This is a genomic window from Azospirillum terrae, assembly GCF_053470425.1.
This window is the reverse complement of sequence record NZ_JBPXMR010000011.1, coordinates 75,968-98,263: the sequence shown is the minus strand read 5'-3', so window position 1 is coordinate 98,263 and position 22,296 is coordinate 75,968. Positions and strand designations below refer to the sequence as shown.

Genomic DNA, 22,296 nt, shown 5'->3' with positions numbered 1-22,296 from the left:
AAGAGCCCCTCTCCCGGAGAGGGAGAGGGGCTTGAAGGTTTCCTAAACCTCCACCCCATGCGTGGCGAAGGGCAGGTTGCGGACGCGGTTGCCGGTCAGCGCGAACAGCGCGTTGGACACCGCCGGTGCGATCGGCGGCACGCCGGGCTCGCCGACGCCGGTGGGCGGGGCGGCGGAGGGCACGATGTGCACCTCCACGTCCGGCATGCGGTCGATGCGCAACGGCGTGTAGTCGTGGAAGTTCGACTGCTCGACCCGGCCCTGCGACAGCGTGATCGCCTCGGCCAGCGCCGCCCCCAGGCCGAAACCGATTCCACCCTCCATCTGGGCGCGCACCACGTCGGGGTTGACGGCGATGCCGCAGTCCACCGCGCACACCACGCGCTCCACCTTCAGCCGCCCGCCCTGCATGGACACCTCGGCGACCTGGGCGACCACCGAGTTGAAGGACTCGTGCACCGCGATGCCGCGCGCCTTGCCGGCCGGCAGAGGCTTGCCCCAGCCGGCCTTCTCCGCCGCCAGATCGAGCGCCGCCAGATGCCGGGGGTGCTTGGCCAGCAGGTCGCGGCGGAAGCGGTAGGGGTCCTGGCCGGCGGCATGCGCCAGCTCGTCGATGAAGACCTCGGTGGCGAAGCCGTTGTGCGTGCTGCCCACCGAGCGCCACCACAGCACCGGCACGCCGGCCTTCACGCTGTGCAGGTCCACCAGCACGTTGGGGACGTGGTAGGGCAGGTTGGCCGCCCCCTCCACCGACGTGGCGTCGATGCCGTTTTTGACCATCACCCCCTCGAACGGCGTGCCGCCGAGGATCGACTGGCCGACGATGCGGTGCTTCCAGGCGATCAGCTTGCCCTGCGCGTCCAGCCCCGCCGCCATGGCGTGGTGGTACATGGGGCGGTAGCGGCCGCCGCGCACGTCGTCCTCGCGCGTCCAGATCAGCTTGATCGGCGCCTTGCCGCCGGTCGCCTTGGCGATGGACACCGCCTCGACGATGTAGTCGGACTCCGCGTTGGCGCGGCGGCCGAAGCTGCCGCCGGCGTACAGCGTGTGGATGCGCACCTGCTGCGGCGTGATGCCCAGCAAGGCGGCGACGTTGCCCTGGTCGCCGGTCTGGAACTGGTCGCCGGCCCAGATGTCGACGCTGCCGTCCGGCGCCAGCTTGACCACGCAGTTCAGCGGCTCCATGGGCGTGTGCGCCAGGTAGGGGAAGTCGTACTCCGCCCGCACCACCTTTGCGGCCTTGGCCAGCGCGCCGTCCGCGTCGCCGTCCTTCCACGCCGGAACGCCGGGAGTCTGGGCGAGCGCCCGGTAGATATCCGACAGCGTGGCGGAGTCGCGCAGTTCGGCGCCGCTCTGGTCCCAGGTCACCTCCAGCGCCTCACGGCCCTTCTTCGCCGCCCAGAATCCGGTGGCAAGCACGGCGACGCCGCGCGGGATCTGCACCACGTCCACCACGCCCGGCACCTTTTTCGCCTCGGCGGCGTCGAAGCCCGTCGCCTTGGCGCCGAAGACCGGCGGGCGCTCGACCAGCGCCACCAGCGCGCCGGGCAGCGTGTAGTCCATGGCGTAGACCGCCTTGCCGGTCGTCTTCTCCACGGAGTCGAGTCGCGGAATGCGCTGGCCGACCAGCGTGAAGTCCTTGGGGTCCTTCAGCTTGGGATCGGTGGGCGGGGTGACCTTGGACGCGGCCTCGGCCAGTTCGCCGAAGCTGGCGGTGCGGTTGCCGCCACGATGCGCGACGACGCCCTTGGCGACGGTGATGTCCGCCGCCGGAACGCCCCATGTCTCGGCCGCCGCCTGCACCAGCATGGCGCGCGCCGCAGCCCCGGCCTTGCGCAGCTGTTCCCAAGAGTTGGCGACGCTGCTCGACCCGCCGGTGCCCTGCGCCGGTCCCCACAGCAGGTTGTTGTAGAGCAGCGGGTCGGCCGGCGCGTGCTCGGCGCGCATCTGCGCCCAGTCGGCGTCCAGCTCCTCGGCGACGATGGTGGTCAGGCCGGTGAAGGTGCCCTGTCCCATCTCCAGGTGCTTGACCAGCACGGTGACGCTGTTGTCGGGCGCGATGCGGATGAAGGCGTTGGGGCGGAAGGTGCCGTCCTGAACCGCGGCCTGGGCGAACTTCAGCCCGCGGCCGGGCCACTGGAAGCCGACGATGAGGCCGGTCGCGGCGGCGGCCTTGAGCACGTCGCGGCGGCTGGCGCGCGGCAATGCGAAGCGGAATCCGGGTTGCATCTCAGGCCTCCAGCGTCTTGGCCGCGGCGTGGATGGCGGCGCGGATGCGGTGGTAGGTGGCGCAGCGGCACAGGTTGCCTTGCATGGCCGCGTCGATGTCCTCGTCCGAAGGCTTCGGCGTGTTGGTCAACAGCGCCACCGCCGACATGATCTGCCCGGACTGGCAATAGCCGCACTGGACGACGTCCAGGCGCTGCCACGCGGCCTGCACCGCTTGGGCGACCTTGCCCTGCACGCCCTCGATGGTGGTGACGGCGCGGTTGGCGGCCTGGGAGACGGGGGTGGAGCAGGAGCGCACCGGCTCCCCCTCGATGTGGACGGTGCAGGCGCCGCACAGCGCTTCCCCGCAGCCGAACTTGGTGCCGGTGAGGCCGGCGGCCTCGCGGATCGCCCACAGCAGCGGCATGTCCGGGTCGACGTCCAGGGTCACGCTGCGGCCGTTGAGCATGAGGCTGATGGCCATGATCCCTCCTCATGGATGCGTGTCGTGCCCTCTTGCGGGGGGCTTTGGGAGAAAGGGGGAAGTGAACGCCTTGCGGCGGCGGTAATCAATCCCGCCGAAAGGGGGGGATGGAAACTCCGCGACGTGTCGTTTCTGTCCCGCCGGGATAAAAAATTGACCGAATCGTGCTCTCGCAGTGCAACGCGGGCTGGCAGGTTGTGAATTCCGCCGCTAACATCGCCCTCCCCAAGAGCCGGCACCCCCAACAGAACCGGCCCGGCGTCAGACCTCCGAGGATCGCAAACCCCATGGCCGAGACCGACAACAAGCGCGTCACCGACGAAGAAGCCCTGCTGATGCACGCCAGCGGCCGTCCGGGCAAGCTGGAAATCACCGCCACCAAGCCGCTGACCACGCAGCGCGATCTGGCGCTGGCCTATTCGCCGGGTGTCGCCGCGCCGTGCCTGCGCATCGCCGAAGACCCGTCGCTGGCCTACGACTACACGGCCAAGGGCAACATCGTGGCGATCATCTCCAACGGCACGGCGGTGCTCGGCCTGGGCGACCTGGGTGCGCTGGCCGGCAAGCCGGTGATGGAGGGCAAGGCGGTCCTCTTCAAGCGCTTCGCCGACGTGGACGGCATCGACCTGGAGGTCGACACCAAGAACGTGGACGAGTTCATCAACTGCGTGCGCTTCCTCGGCCCCAGCTTCGGCGGCATCAACCTGGAAGACATCAAGGCGCCGGACTGCTTCGTCATCGAAGAGCGCCTGCGCGAGATCATGGATATCCCGGTCTTCCACGACGACCAGCACGGCACCGCCATCATCGCCGCCGCCGGCCTGATCAACGCCTGCGACATCACCGGGCGCACTCTGAGCGACGTCAAGATGGTGGTGAACGGCGCCGGTGCGGCGGGCATCGCCTGCGCCCAGCTGTTCTGCGACCTGGGCGTGCCGCGCGCGAACATCATGCTGTGCGACACCAAGGGCGTCGTCTACCGCGGCCGAACCGAGGGCATGAACCAGTGGAAGTCGTCCTTCGCCGTCGACACCGACAAGCGCACGCTTGAGGAGGCGGTCGCCGGCTCCGACGTGTTCGTCGGCCTGTCGGCCAAGGGGGCGATGACGCAGGCGATGGTCAAGACCATGGCCGACAAGCCGATCATCTTCGCGCTCGCCAACCCCGACCCGGAGATCACCCCGGAGGAAGCCAAGGCGGTGCGCCCCGACGCCATCGTCGCCACCGGCCGCTCCGACTACCCGAACCAGGTCAACAACGTCCTGGGCTTCCCGTACATCTTCCGCGGCGCGCTGGACGTGCGCGCCTCGACCATCAACGAGGCGATGAAGCTCGCCGCCGCCAACGCGCTGGCCGCCCTGGCGCGCGAGGACGTGCCGGACGAGGTGGACGCCGCCTACTCCGGCCGGCGGCTGCGCTACGGCCCGGACTACATCATCCCCGTGCCCTTCGACCCGCGCCTGATCGTCACCGTGCCGTGCGCCGTGGCGCAGGCCGCCATGGAAAGCGGCGTGGCGCGCAAGCCCATCGTCGACATGGCCGGCTACCGCAACACGCTGCGCACCCGCCTCGACCCGACCGCCGACTCGCTGGAGCTGATCCTCGAAAAGGTGCGCACCAACCCCAGGCGCGTCGTCTTCGCCGAGGGGGAGGAGGAGCGGGCGATCCGCGCCGCGCTGGCCTTCAAGGCGGCCGGCTACGGCACGCCGGTGCTGATCGGCCGCGAGGAGGTCATCAAGGAGCGTCTCGCCGCCATGGGCCAGCACGCGGTGGCCGAGCTGGAGATCCACAACGCCCGGCTCTCCGACGCCAACCGCCGCTACTCGGAATTCCTGTACCGCCGCTTGCAGCGCAAGGGCGTGCTGCTGCGCGACTGCCAGCGCATGGTGAACCAGGACCGCAACGTCTTCGCCTCGTTGATGGTGGCGCAGGGCGACGCGCACGCCGTGGTGACCGGCCTGACCCGCACCTTCCCGGTCTGCTTCGAGGAGGTCAGCCGCGTGTTCGACCCGAAGCCGGGCGAGCTGGTGTTCGGCCTGACCGTCCTGGTCAACCGGACGCGCACGGTGTTCATCGCCGACACCACGGTGAACGAGGTGCCGGACAGCGAGACGCTGGCCGACATCGCCATCCAGGCTGCCGCCAAGGCGCGCCAGATGGGGCACGAGCCGCGGGTGGCGCTGCTGTCCTACTCCAACTTCGGGCAGAACCGGCACGGCGAGAACGTCAAGCGCGTGCAGGACGCGGTGGCGATCCTCGATTCCCGCAACGTGGATTTCGAGTACGACGGCGAGATGTCGGCCGACGTGGCGCTGGATCACGAGCTGATGAAGCGCGTCTACCCGTTCTGCCGCCTGTCGGGACCGGCCAACGTTCTGGTGATGCCGGCGCTGCACGCCGCCAACATCTCGGCCAAGCTGTTGCAGAAGATGACGCGCGGCACGGTGTTCGGCCCGCTGCTGATCGGCATGGACAAGCCGGTGCAGATCGTCACGATGGGCGCCACGGTGAACGACATGGTCACCATGGCGGCGCTCGCGGCGCACGACTCGCTGCCGTGGTGAGGTAAGGGTGCGGGGGCTGCGAGGCCCCCGCGCTCCCATGAATCTTTTATGTCGGTCGCGCCGACGCCGCCGTGATGGTGTACTGGTAACGCCATGACCAGCAAGCCGCCGCTGCCGCTCCGCTCCCTCGCATCCGCCGCGCTGGTGGTGGTGCCGCTTGCCGTCTGGCTGGTGGTCGAGGCGCTGTCCGGCGTGACGCTCCCTGCGCTCGGAGTGATCGCGCTGCTCGCCGCCGTGGCCGGCGCGGTGCTGCTGCGGCGCCAGCACCGCCGTGACCTCACCGCCATCGCCGACAGCGTCCAGCACGGCACCGAGGACGAGGAGGAGGCCGCCTCCCCCGCCGCCCGCGACCTCGCCGCGGCGATCTCCCGGTTCCGCACCACGCTGCGCGACGACGCCGAGCGGGCGCACGCCCAGCTCGAAGCCGACGAGGCCATTCTGGAGGCGCTGCACGACCCGCTGGTGCTGGTGGATTCCGAGCGTCAGGTGGCGCGCGCCAACGCCGCCGCGCGCGAGCTGTTCGGCGACAAGGTGGCGGGCCGCGACCTCGCGGCAAGCCTGCGCAATCCGACCGTGCTGGAGGCGGTGGACGCGGTGCTGGGCGGCGGCGCCTCGCGCATCGTCGAGTTCAGCCAGCCGGTCCCGGTCGAGCGCATGTTCGAGGTGCGCGTCAAGCCGTTCCAGCGCCGCGCCCCCGGCTCCGCCCGCATGGCGATCCTGACGCTGCACGACATCACGACGCTCCGCCGGTCCGAGCAGATGCGCGCCGACTTCATCGCCAACGCCAGCCACGAGCTGCGCACGCCGCTCTCCTCGCTGCTGGGCTTCATCGAGACGCTGCGCGGCCCGGCGCGCGACGATCTGGAGGCGCACGAACGCTTCCTCGGCATCATGCACGACCAGGCCAGCCGCATGACCCGGCTGGTCAACGATCTGCTGTCGCTGTCGCGCATCGAACTGGACGAGCACATGCCCCCGGACGGCCGGGTGGATGTGCCGGCCTGCGTGCGGCGGGTGATCGATTCGCTGGAGCTGAAGGCCGCCGCCCGCCGCATCGCGCTGCGTCTGGAGGCGCCCGACGACCTGCCCGCCGCGGTCGGCGACGAGGACCAGCTGACCCAGGTGTTCCAGAACCTGATCAGCAACGCCATCAAGTACACCCGCGAGCACACCGACGTGACGGTCACCGTCGCGCTGTCCACCGCAGCCACCGCCGGCTCGGTGCTGCCGCTGCACGCGCGCCGCGCGCCGCTGGGGCCGACGCTGGTGGTGACGGTGGCCGACCGCGGCGACGGCATCGCCCGCACCCACCTGCCCCGCCTGACCGAGCGCTTCTACCGGGTGGACGCCGCGCGCTCGCGCGCCATGGGCGGGACGGGGCTGGGGCTGGCGATCGTCAAGCACATCGTCAACCGCCACCGCGGCCGCCTGACCATCGAAAGCGAGGTCGGCGTCGGCAGCACCTTCACCGTCTACCTCCCCGTGGCATCCGAAGCCGCCGTGCCGGCGAAGCGGCGGGCGGGGGATGCGGCGTAACGCCCGAAGCCGCCACGGGCATGACGGCGAGGTTACCGCTGTCACGAAACGGTCAAGAAACCGCAATAAACCGGTCGCCGTCTCCCGCTACCTTCCGGCCGTCCGCGATCAAGCGCGCGAAAGCACAGATCATGTCCGGTGAGCACATCGTCCGCTCCTTCGAGCAGGAGCTTCAGCGCGTCTCCAACCTCGTCGCCCAGATGGGCGGCGTGGCGGAGGCGCAGGTCGCCGCGGCGGTGAAGGCGGTCGCCAAGCGCGACATCGCCCTGGCCGCCCAGGTGACGCAGGCCGACCAGCGCCTCGACGCCTACGAGCGCGCCATCGACGCCGAGGCCTTCCGCCTGCTGGCGTTGCGCCAGCCCATGGCGGCGGATCTGCGCGAGATCGTCTCGGCGCTGAAGATATCCTCCGATCTGGAGCGCATCGGCGACTACGCCGCCAACATCGCCAAACGCTCGCTGGTGCTGGCGCAGGTGCCGGTGGTGCGGCCGGTGGTCGGCATCGCGCGCATGGGCACGCTGGTCGAGGGCATCCTCAAGGAGGTCCTCGATTCCTACACCGAGCGCGACGTCGCCAAGGCGGTCTCCGCCTGGGAGCGCGACGAGGAGTTGGACGACCTCTACACCAGCCTGTTCCGCGAAGTCCTCACCTACATGATGGAGGACCCGCGCAACATCACGCCGTGCACGCACCTGCTGTTCATGGCAAAGAACCTGGAGCGCATCGGCGACCACGCGACCAACGTGGCGGAAACCATTCACTTCCTGGTGGTGGGCGAGCCGCTGGCGGGCGAGCGCCCGAAGAGCGACACGTCCAGCGTCACCGTGATCGGGGCCGACGAGATCTTGCAGGAGATGGGGAACCTATGAATTCGGCGCTGAAGCCGCTCGTCCTGGTCGTCGAGGACGAAGCCGACATCGTCACCCTGCTGAAGTACAACCTCGAAAAGGAAGGCTTCCGCGTGGTCGCCGCCAGCGACGGCGAGGAGGCCCTGCTGCTGGCCGGCGAGCAGACGCCGCACATCGTGCTGCTGGACTGGATGCTGCCGCTGATGTCCGGGCTGGAGGTGTGCCGCCAGCTGCGCCGCAACCCCAAGACCCGCGACATCCCGATCATCATGCTGACCGCGCGCGGCGAGGAGGGCGACCGCGTGCGCGGCCTCAACTCCGGCGCCGACGACTACATGACCAAGCCCTTCTCGCCGACCGAGCTGGTGGCGCGCATGCGCGCGGTGCTGCGCCGGGCCGCCCCGGCGCTGAACGACGAGATGCTGCGCTTCGCCGACGTGGAAATGGACCTCGCCGCGCACCGCGTGCGCCGGCAGGGCCGCGACGTGCACCTCGGCCCCACCGAGTTCCGCCTGCTGCGCCACTTCCTCCAGCACCCCGGCCGCGTCTTTTCGCGCGAGCAGCTGCTGGACATGGTCTGGGGCCACGACGTGTACGTCGAGCCGCGGACCGTGGACGTGCACATCCGCCGCCTGCGCAAGGCGCTCAACGACGTGACCGAGGTGGACATCATCCGTACGGTCCGCTCGGCCGGCTATGCACTGGACGAGAAGACCGCCTAAATTAGGGGGAGGCTTTCCCTTTCCCCCGCAAGGCCGATGATCCGACTCTTCGTAGCGCTCGACTTCCCCGACGACGTTCGTGAACGGCTGGTGGGCTTGGGCGGCGGCGTGCCCGGCGCCCGCTGGAACGACGCCGCCAGCCTGCACCTGACGCTGCGCTTCATCGGCGAGGTACCGGGCGACACCGCCGCCGACATCGACGCCGCCCTGGCGGAGATCGAGGCGCCGGGCTTCGACCTCGTGCTGGATGGGGTGGGGATGTACGGCTCCAGCCGCCACGCGCGGGTGCTGTGGGCCGGGGTGGAGCGCAGCGAGCCGCTGGCGCATCTTCAGGGCAAGGTGGAATCGGCGCTGGTGCGCTGTGGCTTGGCCCCCGAGGAGCGCAAGTTCTCCCCGCACGTGACGCTGGCCCGGTTGCGGGACGCGCCCAAGGAGCGCATCGGGCGCTTTCTGGAGGAGCGCGGGCTGTTCCGCGCCGGGCCGATGCGCATCGACCACTTCACGCTCTACCGCAGCCTGCTCGGCAAGGGCGGTGCGGTGTACGAGGCGCTCAGGGAGTATCCGCTTTCCTGACGCCGTTTTCCTTTCATCGTCATGCCCGGCCTTGAGCCGGGCATCCACGCCGACGCGAGAACGGCCTTGAGGTGCCGTGGATGGCCGGGTCGAGCCCGGCCATGACGGAAAAGCGCCAACTCACGCCGACCGGGCGATCGACTTGATCGGCCCGCGCGGGTTGCCGGACATTTCGGCGATCTTGCGGTCCTGCTCTTCGATGAAGCCGCGGATCGGGCCATCGCCCTCCCCACCGTTCACCAGCGCGCTGGGGACCTTGCGGTTGGACGTGCGGGCGCCGTCTTCGTACAGGATGTCGAACAGCACGAAGCCGTTGTCGGCCGGCTGTTGTTTCTTGCGGGCCATGCTGGGCCTCCGGATTCAGGTGTTTTCGGGATCGCCGGCTTCGGCGTCGGGCTCGCCCGCGGGTTCGGTCCCATCCGGGTCGGCCTTGCGCCTGGCGGCTTCTTCTTCGCGCCGTTGCAGCTTTTCCTGCTTCTTCGCCTCTTTGGCGCGGTTGCGCTCGGCGCGCTGCTGGTTGTAGTTGGGCTTGAATGCCATGGGACGGCCTCCGGAACGCGGTCAAACGAAAAGGGGCACCGGACCGTCCGGTGCCCCCTTCACCAAAAACGCTCTCTGGCTCAGACGGCCTTGAGGTTCTCGGCCGAGGTCTTGCCGCGCTTCGGGTCGCGCTGTTCCTCGTAGGAAACCTTCTGACCCTCGTTGAGGCCGCGCATGCCGGCGCGCTCAACGGCGGAGATGTGGACGAAAACGTCCGGGCCGCCGTTGTCGGGCTGGATGAAACCATAACCCTTGGTGCCGTTGAACCACTTCACGGTGCCGACGGGCATCGCTGTCCTCCTATGATGCGGGTAGCACCCCACCACCGGCGGGGCGCATCATATCTGTATTCCAGGAATCGCAGCGGTCTCGTGCCCAGTGGGCTTAACAGGCCGAACGTCCGAAGCAGAATGACCGAAACAACGTGGGCCTCCCAGCCTGTGAATGCAAGGCCGATCCACCTAGCCTTCCGTCAGAGGGAACCTTCGGTCAGAGGGGCATACCCCGGATCATCCGCGGCAGGTCGCCGACCACGCCCATGGCGTGCCGCATCAGGAATCGCTTCATCGGCGGCAGGCGGTTGACCACCGCCATGCCCAGATCGCGCGCCAGCTTCACCGGGCCGATGTTGTTGGAGAACAGGTGCACCAGCCCGTCGCACACCGTGGCCAGCAGCACCGTGTCGAACCGCCGCCAGCGCTGATAGCGCGCCAGCACGCTCTCCCCGCCCACGTCCAGCCCCAGCCGGTAGGCGTCCACCACCACCTCGGCCAGCGCCGCCACGTCGCGCAGGCCCAGGTTCAACCCCTGGCCGGCAATGGGGTGGATGGCGTGCGCCGATTCCCCCACCAGCGCCAGCCGCGGCGCGACGAACTCATCGGCCAGCAGCACCGACAGCGGCCACGCCTCGCGCTTGGTCAGCAGCTCGATCTCACCCAGATAGTCGCCGGAGCGGCGGCGCAGCTCCTCGATGAACTCGGCGTCGGACAGGCCCAGGTAAATGGGCACCAGCGCCGTCTTCTCGCTCCACACGATGGACGAGCGGTTCTCCGTCATCGGCAGCACGGCGAACGGGCCGTTGGGCAGGAAATGCTCCACCGCCACGCCGCCGTGCGGCTCGGAATGGCGGATGGTGCAGATGATGGCGCTCTGGTCGTAGGCCCAGCGCCGCACCTTGATGCCGGCCCCCTCGCGCGCCATCGACGCGCGGCCATCGGCGCCCACCACCAGCCGCGCTTTGATGACCCGCCCATCGGCCAGCACCACGCGGGCTTGCGCCCGCTCGCGCTCCACCGCCACGGCCTGCGCCGGGGCGAGGTGGACGAGGCCGGGCAGTTCCTTCACGCGGGTGAACAGCGCGCGGCGGATGTCCTTGTTGTCGAGAATCCAGCCGAACGGCCGGCTGGTGCCGTCCAGCGTCAGTTCGCGGTGGTCGTAGTGGACGAACAGCGGCGAGAACTGGTCGGCGACGCGGATGTCGAGGATCGGCCCGGCCTGCTCCGCCATGTGCCGCCACACGCCCGCGCCCTCCAGCACCTTCATGGAGGCGTAGGCGATGGCGGTGGTGCGGATGTCGAATGCGTCGCGCTGGTGATTTTCCGGGCTGTCGCGGTCGATGCACACCACCGGCACCCCGGCGGTGGCAAGCGCCGCGGCCATGGTCAGGCCGGCGAGCCCGCCGCCGAGCACCACGACCTCCGTGCTGATCTCCGTTTCCGCGCCGCGCGCCGAGTCGGTCATGACCGGTGCCGTCCTTCCCTTGATGACGTATCGGGGTGCAACAATCGGTGCTGAGCGCCGGCTTGTCCAGAGGTTGGGTCCAGAGCCGCTGGGGCCGGCAAAGGCGAAAGCCACCCCGTTGTTGCACATGATATGGGCACCTGCATCCGAATGCGGCAGGGCTGACGCAAGCGGCAGGCAGTTTCCCTTGGCCGGATCTTTCGGCATGATTCTTGAAAACATTGATTTTTGCGGCCGGGGCGAACACGCTCTGGCTGAATTCGGCGCTGCGCCGGATCCAGCCGGGCGACGATCCGGGCCGGATCACTTTGTTTCAAGGGGAGCCACATGAAACTCGTCATGGCCATCATCAAGCCGTTCAAGCTCGACGAAGTGCGCGAAGCGCTGACCTCGCTCGGCATCCAGGGGCTCACCGTCAGCGAGGTCAAGGGCTTCGGACGCCAGAAGGGCCAGACCGAGATCTACCGCGGCGCCGAGTATTCGGTCAGCTTCCTGCCCAAGGTGAAGATCGAGGTTGCGGTGTCCGACGATCAGGCCGAGCAGGTCGTGGAGTCGATCCAGAAGGCCGCCAACACCGGCCGCATCGGCGACGGCAAGATCTTCGTGGTGGAGATCGCCCAGGCCGTGCGCATCCGCACCGGCGAGACGAACTCCGAGGCCCTGTAAGGGCTCCCGAGACCCCGAAGCGCCCCGGGCCCGTGTTCCGTCGTTGCTGACGAGGTTCCGGGGGCCAGCTTCGGGCCGGCACCCTTGTCTGGTACCCGCGGCCTGTTCCGGGCCTGCGGGGCTTTTGCTGTTGGCGGCAGGCCGGGAGTCCGGCCCATGTGGCACGATCGGCACGGCGGAGGCTCGTGGTGCCTATCCCAGGTTGATTTCGGCTCGGCGCCTTGGCGCTCTCCCTAACGTTCAGTATAAGCAGGTAGGCCGTTTTGGTGACTACCGGGGCGCGAAAAAATTCCGACATGACGAAGCGGAAAGCGCCAGTCCAACCGGCTGGGCAGGCTGTGAAGGAACGCCTTCGACCACCATGCCAAAGCAGTCCTTTGCCGCAGCTTTCGGCTGCTCCCTGGTCCGTCTTTTTCGGCTCACCGCCGCAACGGTGGTCGCGCTGATGATGGCCTTGCTTGGAGCGGAGACGATGGCCGTAGCGGTCGTACTGCTCGTCGCTGGTATTGCTCTGGATCTGCTGCGCCACCACCGCGCGCCCGACCTTCAGCGCGACGAGGCTGCCATCGTCCGGGAACTTGCGGCCAGCGCCGCGGACCCGGAGGCAGCGAAGGCTGAGCATGCCAGGGCACTCTACCGCGTCATCGTACCAATCTATACACTGCCGTTGGTTTACACGGCATTCTGGGTGTTCGCCGCGCCGACTGGCGATACTGCGCAATCTTATCTACAGGTATTTGCGCCCATTCACGGCGTCTTTAGCACGTTCGTTGAAATTATGCGGCGGCATACGATGGACCTCGCAGTCCATGGTTATCTTGATCGTGCGCTGCTAGCCGCCCATCTATACACTGTTTACTACATTACATTCATCATCGCTACGGCGGCCTTTCTGTGGAGCGCGTCCTGGCGCCATGCCCATCTCATCGCGGCCGGCGAGGCAATGCTTCCGCCTGATGTGCGCCTTAAAGCTATCCAGCGAGCTGGCTTTTATCCATTTTTATTTCTTTGCATGGCGATAACGTTCTACGCATTTTTGGCAAAAATGCGTTGGATAGATTGGCAGCCTGGTTCGCGGCGACCCTATAACATACATTTATCCAACATTCCATTTCTATGGACATATCTAATTTCGTTCTCGATGTCTCATTCTATTGGTGATCTATACGCAAGATCTTTAATGTACTTGTACCGTTCGCAAAAAGTAATGACGCTCACAAGGCCTTGATGGTGTTAACAGCATGCATCGAAATCACAGAATGGTTTTTACGGATTTCCAGTCGAGAGATTTTGAGGCAAGAATCCATGTGTGAATCCACGCTGAAGGATCTGCCGAAATGCGCGCACTGAAAATTGCCATTGCTGCCACGTTCGCCGCTGTTTTGCTCCCTGCCGTTGCGTTCGCCGACGATTTCGAGGCTCTGTGCGAGACGGCCCAGAGTCCGCAGAACGCCAAGATCTGCAAGTGTGCGGCGGGCAAGCTCACCGGGGCCGACCGCACCGCCGCCATGGAAGCGGTCAAGGCTATGAAAGCCGCCATGGCCAGCGGCAAGCCCGAGGAGGCCGTCATGGTCAACAGCCAGCACGCCAAGGGCGTGGAACTCATGATGACGGCGCAGGCGACCTGTCTGTAATTCGGCTCAAGCCGTTTGCCCACCGGTCGACAGGGCTGTCCCGAGTGGCAGCCCCGTTCCGTACAGCGGTTTTGCGCGTTGGTTCGATCGGTGCGCTTGCTCTTGCCGGTAATCTAACATAGGATATAAGTCCTTGCCGACGAACCGCGTCCGCGTGGTGCGGAACGAATGGAACACCCCCTGCACACTGTTCCATAGTGTTCCACAGCGTTCCATTCGGCGCCGCAGTCTTCCGAAGGAAACATGGCGTTTCCTGCCGGACAGGAATTCGCTCCAATGGAAAACGGTGGGGCGTTCCTGCCTGCGCCACCTCCGCACACCCTCCGTCGAAATCAAGCGACAAACACCTGACCCGCTCTGCTTCTCCCAGGAATGGCGCACCCGGCGCCCGCCCAGCGCCCTTGTACCGCCACCAGCCCGCCGGTAGACTTCGCGCCTGATTCCCATCCTTTGCGCGGACCCGCGGACCCATGACTTCGGCACTTGCCCCGGCGCTGGCCAACGACCGTTTGGACCTGCTGTCCGACTACCCGTTCACGCGGCTGGCGGCGTTGCTGTCCGGCATCACGCCGCGCGCCAACGTCGAGCCGACGATCATGTCCATCGGCGAGCCGCAGCACCAGCCGCCGGCCCTCATCGACGAGGCGATCCGCGCCAACGCCCATCTCTGGGGCAAGTACCCGCCCGTCGCCGGCACGCCGGACTGGCGCGCCGCCGTGGGCGGCTGGCTGAGCCGCCGCTACGGTCTGCCTGCCGGCCTGTTCGACCCGGAAACCTCGGTGCTGCCCGCCGCCGGCACGCGCGAGGCGCTGTTCCAGGCCGCGATTCTCGCGGTTCCCACCGTCAAGAACGGCCAGACCCCTGCGGTTCTCATGCCGAACCCGTTCTACGCCGTGTACGAGGGCGCCGGGCTGCTGGCCGGCGGCGAGCCGGTGTTCCTGTCGGCCACCCGCGAGACCGGCTTCCTGCCCGACCTGGACGCGCTCGATCCCGAGCTGCTAGCCCGCACTGCGCTGTTCTACCTGTGCACGCCGGCCAACCCGCAGGGCGCCGCCGCCGACGCCGCGTACCTCAAGCGCGCCATCGCGCTGGCCCGGCAATACGACTTCGTCCTGGCGGTGGACGAGTGCTACGCCGAGATCTACCTCGACACCCCGCCCACCGGCGTGCTGGAGGTGGCGGCAACCCTCGAACAAGGCGGCGACCCCGGCGGCAAGCCGTGGGCCAACCTGCTGGTCTTCCATTCGCTGTCGAAGCGGTCCAACGCCGCCGGCCTGCGCTCCGGCTTCGTGGCCGGCGACCCCGAGCTGATCGCCAAGTTCGCCCGCCTGCGCAGCTATTCCAACGCCGGCACGCCGCTGCCGCTGCTTGCGGCCTCCGCCGCGCTGTGGCGCGACGAGGCGCACGTGGTGGAGAACCGCGCCGCCTACCGCGCCAAGTTCGACGCCGCCGAGGATGCGTTGCAGGGCCGCTTCGGCTATTACCGGCCGGCGGGCGGCTTCTTCCTGTGGCTCGACGTCGGCGACGGCGAGGAGGCGACGCGCCGGCTGTGGGCCGAGGGCGGCATCCGCGTGCTGCCCGGCGCCTACCTGACGCGCGCGCGGCCCGGCGAGCCCAACGCCGGAGCCCGCTACATCCGCGTGGCGCTGGTGCACGACACCGAGACCATCGCCCGCGCCTGTTCGACGCTTTCCCGCATCCTCGGGTAAGATCCCCATGGCAAAGCCGATGCCCAGCAGCCGCACCGCCAAATCCCCCGGACGGTCGGAACGCCCGCCTTTGCTGTCACCCGCGGCGCGCGCCTTCGTCGCCGCCCGCGCCAAGGAGATGGCGGGGTTCGCGCTGGGCTGCGTCGGTCTTGTGCTGTTCGTCGTGTTGGGCAGCTACAACGCTGCCGACCCGTCGTGGAACACCGCCACCGCCGGAAAGGCGCACAATCTGCTGGGCCTGCCCGGCGCCTATCTGGCGGATGTGCTCATGCAGACGCTGGGCTGGGCGGCGTGGCTGCTGGCCCTCGTGCCGGTCGCCTGGGGTTGGCGGCTGGGCAACCAGAAGATCGTCCGTCACCCGGTGCTGCGGCTGATGCTGGCGTTGTGGGGCGTGCTGCTGGCCGCCACGGCGTTCGCCGGCTACGCCCCCCCGGAGCCGCGCCTGCTGCCGCCCGGCGGCAGCGCCGGCACGCTGCTGATGCAGGCGGCGGCCAAGGCGCTGTTCGCCCACGGCGGGCGCGAGATGGTCGCCACCACCGCGGCGGTGCTGTCCGGCCTGACGCTGTTCGTCGCCTTCGGCTTTTCGGTGCGCGAGTGGATCGGCGGCTTCCGCGCTCTGGGCGGGATGGCCGGCCGCGCCGGCACCCTGGCCCGCACGGGCGCCTCGGAAGTGGGCCGCCGCGGCGCCGACGCCGCCCGTGCCGCGCGCTCCGCCGCCGGCGACATGATGCGCCGAGAGCCGAGCCTGGGCGGCGCCGAGCCGGACGCGCCAGTCGCCGCCGCGCCAGTCTTCAAGGACCCGACCTTCGACACCCCCGCCGGGAATCCGAACGCGCTCCGCGCGCCCTCCCGCGACACCTGCGACGACGAGCCGCCGGCTAGCCCGCGCGCCGTCCCCGTGGTGACGCCGCCGAAGGCCAAGGCCGAGCCCACGCCGCGCAAGCCCGACCCGCGCCAGCCCGCGCTGCACCTCGACAACGCCGAGGGGGACGGCTACGAGCTGCCGCCGCTCGACCTGCTCCAGATGCCGCTGCCAACCGCGCGTGCCGAGCAGCTCGACGAGGCCACCCTGCGCCGCAACGCCGAGGAACTGGAGCGCGTGCTGGCCGACTTCGGCGTGCGCGGCGAGGTGCAGAAGGTCCACCCCGGTCCGGTCGTCACACTGTACGAGCTGGAACCGGCGCCGGGCACCAAGTCCTCGCGCGTCATTGGCCTCGCCGACGACATCGCGCGGTCCATGAGCGCGGTGTCCGTGCGCGTCGCCGTGGTGCCCGGCCGCAACGTCATCGGCGTGGAAATGCCGAACGCCAAGCGCGAGACCGTGCTGCTGCGCGAGATCTTCGCCGCCGAGCATTTCGAGCGCAACCAGGGCAAGCTGGTGCTGGCGCTGGGCAAGGACATCGGCGGCGGCCCGGTGGTGGCCGACCTTGCCCGCTTCCCGCACCTGCTGGTGGCTGGCACCACGGGTTCCGGCAAGTCGGTGGCGATCAACACGATGATCCTGTCGCTGCTCTACCGGCTGCCGCCGGAGCGCTGCCGCTTCATCATGATCGACCCGAAGATGCTGGAGCTGTCGGTCTACGAGGGCATCCCCCACCTGCTCACCCCCGTGGTGACCGACCCGAAGAAGGCGGTGGTCGCGCTGAAGTGGACGGTGCGGGAGATGGAGGACCGCTACCGCAACATGTCCAAGCTGGGCGTGCGCAACATCGAGGGCTACAACGCCCGCCTGCGCGAGGCGCGCACCAACGGCGAGTCGCTGACCCGGCGCGTGCAGACCGGCTTCGACCCCGACACCGGCAAGCCGCTGTTCGAGGAGCAGCCGCTCGACCTCAAGGAGCTGCCGTACATCGTGGTCATCGTCGACGAGATGGCCGACCTGATGCTGGTGGCCGGCAAGGACATCGAGGCGGCGATCCAGCGCCTCGCCCAGATGGCCCGTGCCGCCGGCATCCACATCATCATGGCGACGCAGCGCCCCTCGGTGGACGTCATCACCGGCACCATCAAGGCCAACTTCCCGACCCGCATCAGCTTCCAGGTCACCTCGAAGATCGACAGCCGCACCATCCTCGGCGAGCAGGGGGCCGAACAGCTCCTTGGTCAGGGCGACATGCTGTACATGCAGGGCGGCGGCCGCATCACCCGCGTGCACGGCCCCTTCGTCTCGGACGCCGAGGTCGAGCACATCGTCAAGTTCCTCAAGGCGCAGGGCGAGCCCAACTACGTGGACGCCATCACCGAGGAAGACGACGACGCGGTGTTCGAGGACGACGGTGGCGGCTCCGGCGGCGGCAGCGCCACCGGCGACGAGATGTACGACAAGGCCGTCGCCATCGTCTGCCGCGAGCGCAAGGCGTCCACCAGCTTCATCCAGCGCCAGTTGCGCATCGGCTACAACTCCGCCGCCCGCCTGATCGAGCGCATGGAGAGCGAGGGCGTGGTTTCCAAACCCAACCACGCCGGCAAGCGCGAGGTGCTGGCGCGCAACATCGACGAGTAGGGGGCGAGTAGGGGGGTAGCGATTCGGACCCCCTTGCCCCTGCGCCGCGTTTCCGCCACGAATGTCGGGCAGCTATTGGGGTATGAACGCCGTGCTTCGCCGAATCCTCGCCTCTCTCGTCCTCCTGGCATCGCTTGCCGCGCCGGCTTGGGCCGTGCCCAAGGCCCACCCGCTCACGCCCGAGGACAAGGCCTCCATCACCCAGGCCGAGCAGTACCTGAACAGCATCCAGACGCTGCAATCCAAGTTCCTGCAAACCGGCGCCGATGGCCGACAGCTCTCCGGCACCTTTTCGCTGTGGCGGCCGGGGCGGATGCGGCTGGAGTACGACCCGCCGGTGAAGGACTTCGTCGTCGCCGACGGCCGCATCCTCACCTACTGGGACGGCGAGATGGAGCAGCAGTCGAGCACGCCCATCGGCTCGACCCTGGCCGACTTCATCCTGCGGCCGGAAATCCGGCTGTCCGGCGACGTGACGGTCACCGACGTGTTCCGCACGCCCGGCGCGGTGGAGATCACGCTGTTGGAGGCCAAGGACCCCGGCAAGGGATCGATGACGCTGGTGTTCGAGGATCGGCCGTTCCAGCTGCGCAAATGGCGTGTGGTCGACGCGCAGGGCCTGACCACGGAGGTGGCGCTGCTCAACCCCCGGCAGGGCGTGCAGTTCGATTCGAGCTTCTTTTACTTCAAGGAGCCGGCGCGCCGCCGCGATCAGTTCAAATGACACCACTGGTCGGCATCCCCACCTGCATCCGCGCGCTGGGCGACCCCCCCTTCCACGTGGCCGGCGACAAGTATATCCGCGCCGTGTCCGATGGCGCTGGCGCGCTGCCGTTGCTGGTGCCGGCGCTGGGCGGCGGGCTCGACATCGACGATCTGGTGGCGCGACTCGATGGGCTGCTGTTCACCGGCAGCGGGTCGAACGTCGAGCCGCACCTCTACGGCGGCCCGCCCAGCGCGGAGGGCACGCTGCACGACCCCGCCCGCGACGCCACCACGCTGCCGCTGATCCGCGCCGCGCTGGCGGCCGGGGTGCCGCTGCTGGGCATCTGCCGCGGCTTTCAGGAGTTGAACGTCGCCCTGGGCGGCACACTGCACCAGCGCTTGCACGAGGTGCCGGGGCTGGCCGACCACCGCGAGGACGAGACGGCGCCGCTGGAGGTACAGTACGGCCCGGCCCACCCCGTGACTTTGACGCCCGGCGGCGTGCTGGCGCGGCTGGCAGGGCGCGATGAGGTGCGGGTCAATTCGGTGCACGGGCAGGGGATCGACCGCCTAGCGCCCGGCTTGGCGGTGGAAGCGACGGCGCCCGATGGGCTGGTCGAGGCGGTGCGCGTCGAGGGCGCGCCGGCCTTTGCGCTGGCCGTGCAGTGGCACCCGGAATGGCGCTTCCGCGACACCCCGCTGTCGGCCGCGCTGTTCGCCGCCTTCGGAGAAGCCGCCGCCGAGCGGGCCCGGCGGCGGTAGACGCTCAGCCGGCCTTGGAGACGCGGCGCAGCAGGTCCATGAGCTGGGCCTGCTCCTGCGCGGAGAGGTCCTTCATCATGGCCTGGTCGTGCGACTGGATGCGCGGCACCAGTTCGCCCAGCAGCTTCTCGCCCTCGGGCGACAGCTTCAGCGCGTAGGAGCGGCGGTCGTTCGGCGACGGCGCGCGAACCACGAGGCCGCGCGACTCGAGCCGGTCGATCACCGCCACCATGGTCGAACGGTCGATGCCCACTGCAGCACCCAGGTCGGACTGGCTGAGGCCTTCATTCTCGCTGATCATGATCAGCACGCCGAACTGGCCCGGCGTGATGTCGTGGGGCGCCACGGCGGCCTGGAAGCTCTGGAAGACGGCGACCTGCGCCTTGCGCAGGTTGTAGCCGACCAGCTCGGGCAGGGGGCCGAGGCCCAGCTTGCCGGTGCGGCCGGGACGCGCGCGGGTGCGCCGCTCCGCGGGCGCGGTACGATCGGTGTCGGTCAAGGGGAAAGCCACTTTTATGTAGGATTCGTGTCGGCGGTAAAATGCAGGGACCAGCTTCATTTGTCAGCAAGAACAGTGCGTATCACCTGCATTGCATAGCGCGTATTCGTGATGCGCATTGGTCCCCGGACGAGCACCACCCAACCTGATTGGGCATGAAGTGGCCGTTTCCTCCCCCGGGAGCGGTCGCCCGCGCCGTGGTTTCCCCTGCTGCGCGCGGGCTCCCCACGGAGCTTCCGACGCCCGGTCTCCCCCAGACCGGGCGTCTTGTTTTTGCAGCCTTGGCAAGCGGCGGCCGGCCCGTTACCTCTTGAGGCCGGCCCCCTTGAGGTCGGATCGTTCCTGACAGGAGTGTCGCCATGGCCTACGCCGTTCCCCTGTGGCCCCAGCCGACGGTCGCCGTCGCCGGTGGCGACCCGTTCCCGGTGCGCCGCATCTATTGCGTCGGCCGCAACTACGCGGCGCACGCCCGCGAGATGGGCGCCGATCCCGACCGCGAGCCGCCGTTCTTCTTCACCAAACCGGCCGACGCCGTGGTGGCGGATGGCGGCACGGTGCCTTACCCGCCGGCCACCAAGAACCTGCACCACGAGATCGAACTGGTCGTCGCCATCGCCAAGGGCGGGGCGAACATCCCGGTTGAGAGCGCGCTGGAGCACGTCTACGGCTACGCCGTCGGCCTGGACATGACGCGCCGCGACCTGCAGAACGCCGCCAAGAAGGAAGGCAAGCCCTGGGACATGGGCAAGGGCTTCGACCTGTCCGCCCCCTGCGGCACCATCCGCCGCGCCGCCGACATCGGCCACCCGGACAAGGGCGCCGTCGCCCTGACCGTCAACGGCGAACAGCGGCAGCACGGCGACCTCAACGACCTGATTTGGTCCGTGTCCGAAACGATCTCGTATCTGTCTGGACTTGTCGAGCTGAAGCCGGGCGATCTGATCTACACCGGCACGCCGGAGGGCGTCGGCCCGGTGGTCAAGGGCGATCGCCTGGAAGGCAGCGTCGAGGGTGTCGGCACGCTCACCGTCACCATCGGCTGACCGCCCATGCGCATCGCCACTTGGAACATCAACTCCGTCCGCCTGCGGATGGACCTGCTGCTGCGCCTGATCGACGAGGCCAACCCGGACGTCATCTGCTTGCAGGAAACCAAGTGCGTCGACCAGGAGTTTCCGCACAAACCCTTGGAAGAGCGCGGTTTCGTGCACAATCACGTGCACGGGATGAAGAGCTACAATGGTGTCGCCATCCTCTCCAAGCTGCCGCTGGAGACGCGCGACATCCAGCACTGGTGCGAGAAGCAGGACTGCCGCCATATCCTGGCGACGCTGCCCAACGGCATCGAGCTGCACAGCGTCTACATCCCCTCCGGCGGAGACGTTCCGGACCCGGAACAAAATGACAAGTTCGCCCACAAACTTCGTTTCGTAGACGAAATGACTGAGTGGTGGGCATCCAAGCGCAGCGGCGACAAGCCGATGGTCGTGATGGGGGACTTCAACATCGCGCCACTTGAGCACGATGTGTGGAGTCACAAGGAGTTGCTGGATGTCATCTCCCACACGCCGATCGAGGTGGAGAAGCTGACAGCCATGCAGAACTCCATCGGCTGGGTGGATGCCATACGTCATTTCGTTCCCGAAACGGATAAACTCTACACGTGGTGGAGCTACCGTGCGCGGGATTGGGCGGCGTCGAATCGTGGCCGCCGCCTGGACCATATCTGGGTGACGGAGCCCCTGAAGCCGGCGTTGAAAAGCTGCCGCGTGCTCAAAGACGCCCGCGGCTGGGAGCCCAAGCCCTCCGACCATGTGCCGGTGGTGGTGGAACTGGCGGTTTGAAAGGATCGTTTCGCTAGTGAAACTTAACTCCCTCCCCCGGCCCCACTGGGGGAGGGAGCCAGTTCCGACAGCTTGATCCTCTGCCGCCCGGCCTCATCGAAGTTCGCCGGGTCCAGCCACTGCTCGAACGCTGCGCGCAGTGCCGGCCATTCGCTGTCGAGGATCGAGAACCACGCCGTATCCCGGTTGCGCCCCTTGGTGACCATCACCTGCCGGAACACCCCCTCGTGCCGGAACCCCAGGCGCTGAGCCGCCGCGCGGGACGGCGCGTTCAGCGAGTCGCACTTCCACTCGTACCGCCGATAGCCCAACTCGTCGAAGGCACGGCGCATCATCAGGAACATCGCCTCGGTCGCGGCGCGGGTGCGTTGCAGGCGCGGGCTGAAGTTGATGTGTCCGACCTCGATGCTCCCGTTGGCCGGGTCGATGCGCAGGTACGCCGCCACGCCCACCGCGCGCCCGGTGTCGCGCGCGATGATGGCGTGGAGCAACGGGTCCTCGCTCGTCACCATGGCCTCGGCCCAGGCGCGGTAGGTCTCGCGCGTCTTCGGCGGCTCGGTGGACAGGTAGGTCCAGTTGCGGCCCTCCGCATCCTTGGCGTTGGCGTCGAACAGATCGTCGGCGTGACGGGCGGGGTCGAGCGGCTCCACCCGGCAATAGCGGCCCTCCATGGCCGTGCGCGGCGGCCGGGGGCGGGGCGTCCAGCCGGGCACGGGAAAACCGATGGGCTGGTTCAAAGCGTTGCGCTCGGTGGTCATG

Annotated in this window: 22 protein-coding genes; 14 read left to right on the top strand and 8 right to left on the bottom strand. The window is 68.4% G+C overall.

Annotated elements, in window-relative coordinates; translation table 11 throughout:
- Positions 1-42 precede the first annotated feature (42 nt).
- Positions 43-2,229, bottom strand: a complete 2,187-nt coding sequence (locus tag ACSVDD_RS23070; protein ID WP_448191749.1) for a xanthine dehydrogenase family protein molybdopterin-binding subunit — start codon at positions 2,227-2,229, stop codon at positions 43-45.
- A 1-nt stretch (position 2,230) separates the two neighbouring features.
- A complete protein-coding gene (locus tag ACSVDD_RS23065) occupies positions 2,231-2,692 on the bottom strand; it encodes a (2Fe-2S)-binding protein (protein ID WP_448191748.1) in 462 nt (153 codons plus the stop codon).
- Positions 2,693-2,979: 287 nt separating this feature from the next.
- Between ACSVDD_RS23065 and ACSVDD_RS23060 the strand changes: the two genes are divergently transcribed.
- From ACSVDD_RS23060 to thpR, 5 genes are all read left to right on the top strand, one after another.
- On the top strand, positions 2,980-5,256 hold the full coding sequence (locus tag ACSVDD_RS23060; RefSeq protein WP_448191747.1) for an NADP-dependent malic enzyme: 2,277 nt from the start codon (positions 2,980-2,982) through the stop codon (positions 5,254-5,256).
- A 93-nt stretch (positions 5,257-5,349) separates the two neighbouring features.
- On the top strand, positions 5,350-6,792 hold the full coding sequence (locus tag ACSVDD_RS23055) for an ATP-binding protein (protein ID WP_448191746.1): 1,443 nt from the start codon (positions 5,350-5,352) through the stop codon (positions 6,790-6,792).
- Between the two features lie 131 nt (positions 6,793-6,923).
- Positions 6,924-7,661, top strand: coding sequence for a phosphate signaling complex protein PhoU (gene phoU / locus ACSVDD_RS23050; protein WP_448191745.1), 738 nt, complete (start codon positions 6,924-6,926; stop codon positions 7,659-7,661).
- On the top strand, positions 7,658-8,362 hold the full coding sequence (gene phoB / locus ACSVDD_RS23045) for a phosphate regulon transcriptional regulator PhoB (RefSeq protein ID WP_448191744.1): 705 nt from the start codon (positions 7,658-7,660) through the stop codon (positions 8,360-8,362). The genes phoU and phoB overlap by 4 nt, the downstream gene beginning before the upstream one ends.
- A 36-nt stretch (positions 8,363-8,398) precedes the next feature.
- On the top strand, positions 8,399-8,935 hold the full coding sequence (thpR, locus tag ACSVDD_RS23040; RefSeq protein ID WP_448191743.1) for an RNA 2',3'-cyclic phosphodiesterase: 537 nt from the start codon (positions 8,399-8,401) through the stop codon (positions 8,933-8,935).
- Positions 8,936-9,055: 120 nt separating this feature from the next.
- Here thpR and ACSVDD_RS23035 read toward each other — a convergent pair whose 3' ends face one another.
- The 4 genes from ACSVDD_RS23035 to ACSVDD_RS23020 all read right to left on the bottom strand — a co-directional run bounded on the left by ACSVDD_RS23035 (position 9,056) and on the right by ACSVDD_RS23020 (position 11,215).
- Positions 9,056-9,280, bottom strand: a complete 225-nt coding sequence (locus ACSVDD_RS23035) for a hypothetical protein (protein ID WP_448191742.1) — start codon at positions 9,278-9,280, stop codon at positions 9,056-9,058.
- A gap of 15 nt (positions 9,281-9,295) precedes the next feature.
- Positions 9,296-9,475 (bottom strand): hypothetical protein, encoded by a 180-nt coding sequence (locus tag ACSVDD_RS23030; protein WP_448191741.1) that lies wholly within the window; start codon positions 9,473-9,475, stop codon positions 9,296-9,298.
- A gap of 80 nt (positions 9,476-9,555) precedes the next feature.
- Complete coding sequence (locus ACSVDD_RS23025; protein ID WP_448191740.1) at positions 9,556-9,765, bottom strand: cold-shock protein; 210 nt, start codon at positions 9,763-9,765, stop codon at positions 9,556-9,558.
- A 199-nt stretch (positions 9,766-9,964) separates the two neighbouring features.
- Positions 9,965-11,215 carry a UbiH/UbiF/VisC/COQ6 family ubiquinone biosynthesis hydroxylase gene (locus ACSVDD_RS23020; protein WP_448191739.1) on the bottom strand — a complete coding sequence of 417 codons (1,251 nt, stop codon included), beginning with the start codon at positions 11,213-11,215 and terminating at the stop codon, positions 9,965-9,967.
- A 327-nt stretch (positions 11,216-11,542) separates the two neighbouring features.
- Here ACSVDD_RS23020 and glnK point away from each other — a divergent pair, with 327 nt between their 5' ends.
- From glnK to ACSVDD_RS22985, 7 genes are all read left to right on the top strand, one after another.
- A complete protein-coding gene (glnK, locus tag ACSVDD_RS23015; RefSeq protein ID WP_448191738.1) occupies positions 11,543-11,881 on the top strand; it encodes a P-II family nitrogen regulator in 339 nt (112 codons plus the stop codon).
- Between the two features lie 361 nt (positions 11,882-12,242).
- Entirely contained in the window at positions 12,243-13,109 is an 867-nt protein-coding gene (locus ACSVDD_RS23010) for a hypothetical protein (protein ID WP_448191737.1), read from the top strand.
- 109 nt (positions 13,110-13,218) lie between these two features.
- Complete coding sequence (locus ACSVDD_RS23005; protein ID WP_448191736.1) at positions 13,219-13,515, top strand: hypothetical protein; 297 nt, start codon at positions 13,219-13,221, stop codon at positions 13,513-13,515.
- A gap of 470 nt (positions 13,516-13,985) precedes the next feature.
- Positions 13,986-15,224 (top strand): aminotransferase class I/II-fold pyridoxal phosphate-dependent enzyme, encoded by a 1,239-nt coding sequence (locus ACSVDD_RS23000; protein ID WP_448191735.1) that lies wholly within the window; start codon positions 13,986-13,988, stop codon positions 15,222-15,224.
- A 7-nt stretch (positions 15,225-15,231) separates the two neighbouring features.
- Complete coding sequence (locus ACSVDD_RS22995; RefSeq protein ID WP_448191734.1) at positions 15,232-17,727, top strand: DNA translocase FtsK; 2,496 nt, start codon at positions 15,232-15,234, stop codon at positions 17,725-17,727.
- An 82-nt stretch (positions 17,728-17,809) separates the two neighbouring features.
- The gene (locus ACSVDD_RS22990; protein WP_448191733.1) at positions 17,810-18,451 is read left to right on the top strand and encodes a LolA family protein; all 642 of its coding nucleotides are present in this window, start codon (positions 17,810-17,812) and stop codon (positions 18,449-18,451) included.
- Positions 18,448-19,194: a gamma-glutamyl-gamma-aminobutyrate hydrolase family protein gene (locus ACSVDD_RS22985; RefSeq protein ID WP_448191732.1), complete on the top strand. Its 747-nt coding sequence runs from the start codon at positions 18,448-18,450 to the stop codon at positions 19,192-19,194. Before ACSVDD_RS22990 ends, ACSVDD_RS22985 begins: the two co-directional genes overlap by 4 nt.
- 4 nt (positions 19,195-19,198) lie before the next feature.
- On the opposite strand, the gene ACSVDD_RS22980 is transcribed toward ACSVDD_RS22985, so the two are convergent.
- The gene (locus ACSVDD_RS22980; RefSeq protein ID WP_448191731.1) at positions 19,199-19,693 is read right to left on the bottom strand and encodes a MarR family winged helix-turn-helix transcriptional regulator; all 495 of its coding nucleotides are present in this window, start codon (positions 19,691-19,693) and stop codon (positions 19,199-19,201) included.
- A 359-nt stretch (positions 19,694-20,052) separates the two neighbouring features.
- On the opposite strand from ACSVDD_RS22980, the gene ACSVDD_RS22975 reads away from it, so the two are divergent.
- Positions 20,053-20,736, top strand: a complete 684-nt coding sequence (locus tag ACSVDD_RS22975) for a fumarylacetoacetate hydrolase family protein (RefSeq protein WP_448191730.1) — start codon at positions 20,053-20,055, stop codon at positions 20,734-20,736.
- A 6-nt stretch (positions 20,737-20,742) separates the two neighbouring features.
- The gene (gene xth, locus ACSVDD_RS22970) at positions 20,743-21,537 is read left to right on the top strand and encodes an exodeoxyribonuclease III (protein ID WP_448191729.1); all 795 of its coding nucleotides are present in this window, start codon (positions 20,743-20,745) and stop codon (positions 21,535-21,537) included.
- Between the two features lie 23 nt (positions 21,538-21,560).
- Here the strand turns inward: xth and ACSVDD_RS22965 are convergent, their stop codons facing one another.
- Positions 21,561-22,295, bottom strand: a complete 735-nt coding sequence (locus tag ACSVDD_RS22965) for a GNAT family N-acetyltransferase (protein WP_448191728.1) — start codon at positions 22,293-22,295, stop codon at positions 21,561-21,563.
- Position 22,296: the final 1 nt, after the last annotated feature.

Bases quoted from the DNA above. Each gene is read 5' to 3' on its own strand.
- ACSVDD_RS23070 (WP_448191749.1), bottom strand. From the start codon at position 2,229: ATGCAACCCGGATTCCGCTTCGCATTGCCGCGCGCCAGCCGCCGCGAC.
- ACSVDD_RS23065 (WP_448191748.1), bottom strand. From the start codon at position 2,692: ATGGCCATCAGCCTCATGCTCAACGGCCGCAGCGTGACCCTGGACGTC.
- ACSVDD_RS23060 (WP_448191747.1), top strand. From the start codon at position 2,980: ATGGCCGAGACCGACAACAAGCGCGTCACCGACGAAGAAGCCCTGCTG.
- ACSVDD_RS23055 (WP_448191746.1), top strand. From the start codon at position 5,350: ATGACCAGCAAGCCGCCGCTGCCGCTCCGCTCCCTCGCATCCGCCGCG.
- phoU (WP_448191745.1), top strand. From the start codon at position 6,924: ATGTCCGGTGAGCACATCGTCCGCTCCTTCGAGCAGGAGCTTCAGCGC.
- phoB (WP_448191744.1), top strand. From the start codon at position 7,658: ATGAATTCGGCGCTGAAGCCGCTCGTCCTGGTCGTCGAGGACGAAGCC.
- thpR (WP_448191743.1), top strand. From the start codon at position 8,399: ATGATCCGACTCTTCGTAGCGCTCGACTTCCCCGACGACGTTCGTGAA.
- ACSVDD_RS23035 (WP_448191742.1), bottom strand. From the start codon at position 9,280: ATGGCCCGCAAGAAACAACAGCCGGCCGACAACGGCTTCGTGCTGTTC.
- ACSVDD_RS23030 (WP_448191741.1), bottom strand. From the start codon at position 9,475: ATGGCATTCAAGCCCAACTACAACCAGCAGCGCGCCGAGCGCAACCGC.
- ACSVDD_RS23025 (WP_448191740.1), bottom strand. From the start codon at position 9,765: ATGCCCGTCGGCACCGTGAAGTGGTTCAACGGCACCAAGGGTTATGGT.
- ACSVDD_RS23020 (WP_448191739.1), bottom strand. From the start codon at position 11,215: ATGACCGACTCGGCGCGCGGCGCGGAAACGGAGATCAGCACGGAGGTC.
- glnK (WP_448191738.1), top strand. From the start codon at position 11,543: ATGAAACTCGTCATGGCCATCATCAAGCCGTTCAAGCTCGACGAAGTG.
- ACSVDD_RS23010 (WP_448191737.1), top strand. From the start codon at position 12,243: ATGCCAAAGCAGTCCTTTGCCGCAGCTTTCGGCTGCTCCCTGGTCCGT.
- ACSVDD_RS23005 (WP_448191736.1), top strand. From the start codon at position 13,219: ATGCGCGCACTGAAAATTGCCATTGCTGCCACGTTCGCCGCTGTTTTG.
- ACSVDD_RS23000 (WP_448191735.1), top strand. From the start codon at position 13,986: ATGACTTCGGCACTTGCCCCGGCGCTGGCCAACGACCGTTTGGACCTG.
- ACSVDD_RS22995 (WP_448191734.1), top strand. From the start codon at position 15,232: ATGGCAAAGCCGATGCCCAGCAGCCGCACCGCCAAATCCCCCGGACGG.
- ACSVDD_RS22990 (WP_448191733.1), top strand. From the start codon at position 17,810: ATGAACGCCGTGCTTCGCCGAATCCTCGCCTCTCTCGTCCTCCTGGCA.
- ACSVDD_RS22985 (WP_448191732.1), top strand. From the start codon at position 18,448: ATGACACCACTGGTCGGCATCCCCACCTGCATCCGCGCGCTGGGCGAC.
- ACSVDD_RS22975 (WP_448191730.1), top strand. From the start codon at position 20,053: ATGGCCTACGCCGTTCCCCTGTGGCCCCAGCCGACGGTCGCCGTCGCC.
- xth (WP_448191729.1), top strand. From the start codon at position 20,743: ATGCGCATCGCCACTTGGAACATCAACTCCGTCCGCCTGCGGATGGAC.
- ACSVDD_RS22965 (WP_448191728.1), bottom strand. From the start codon at position 22,295: ATGACCACCGAGCGCAACGCTTTGAACCAGCCCATCGGTTTTCCCGTG.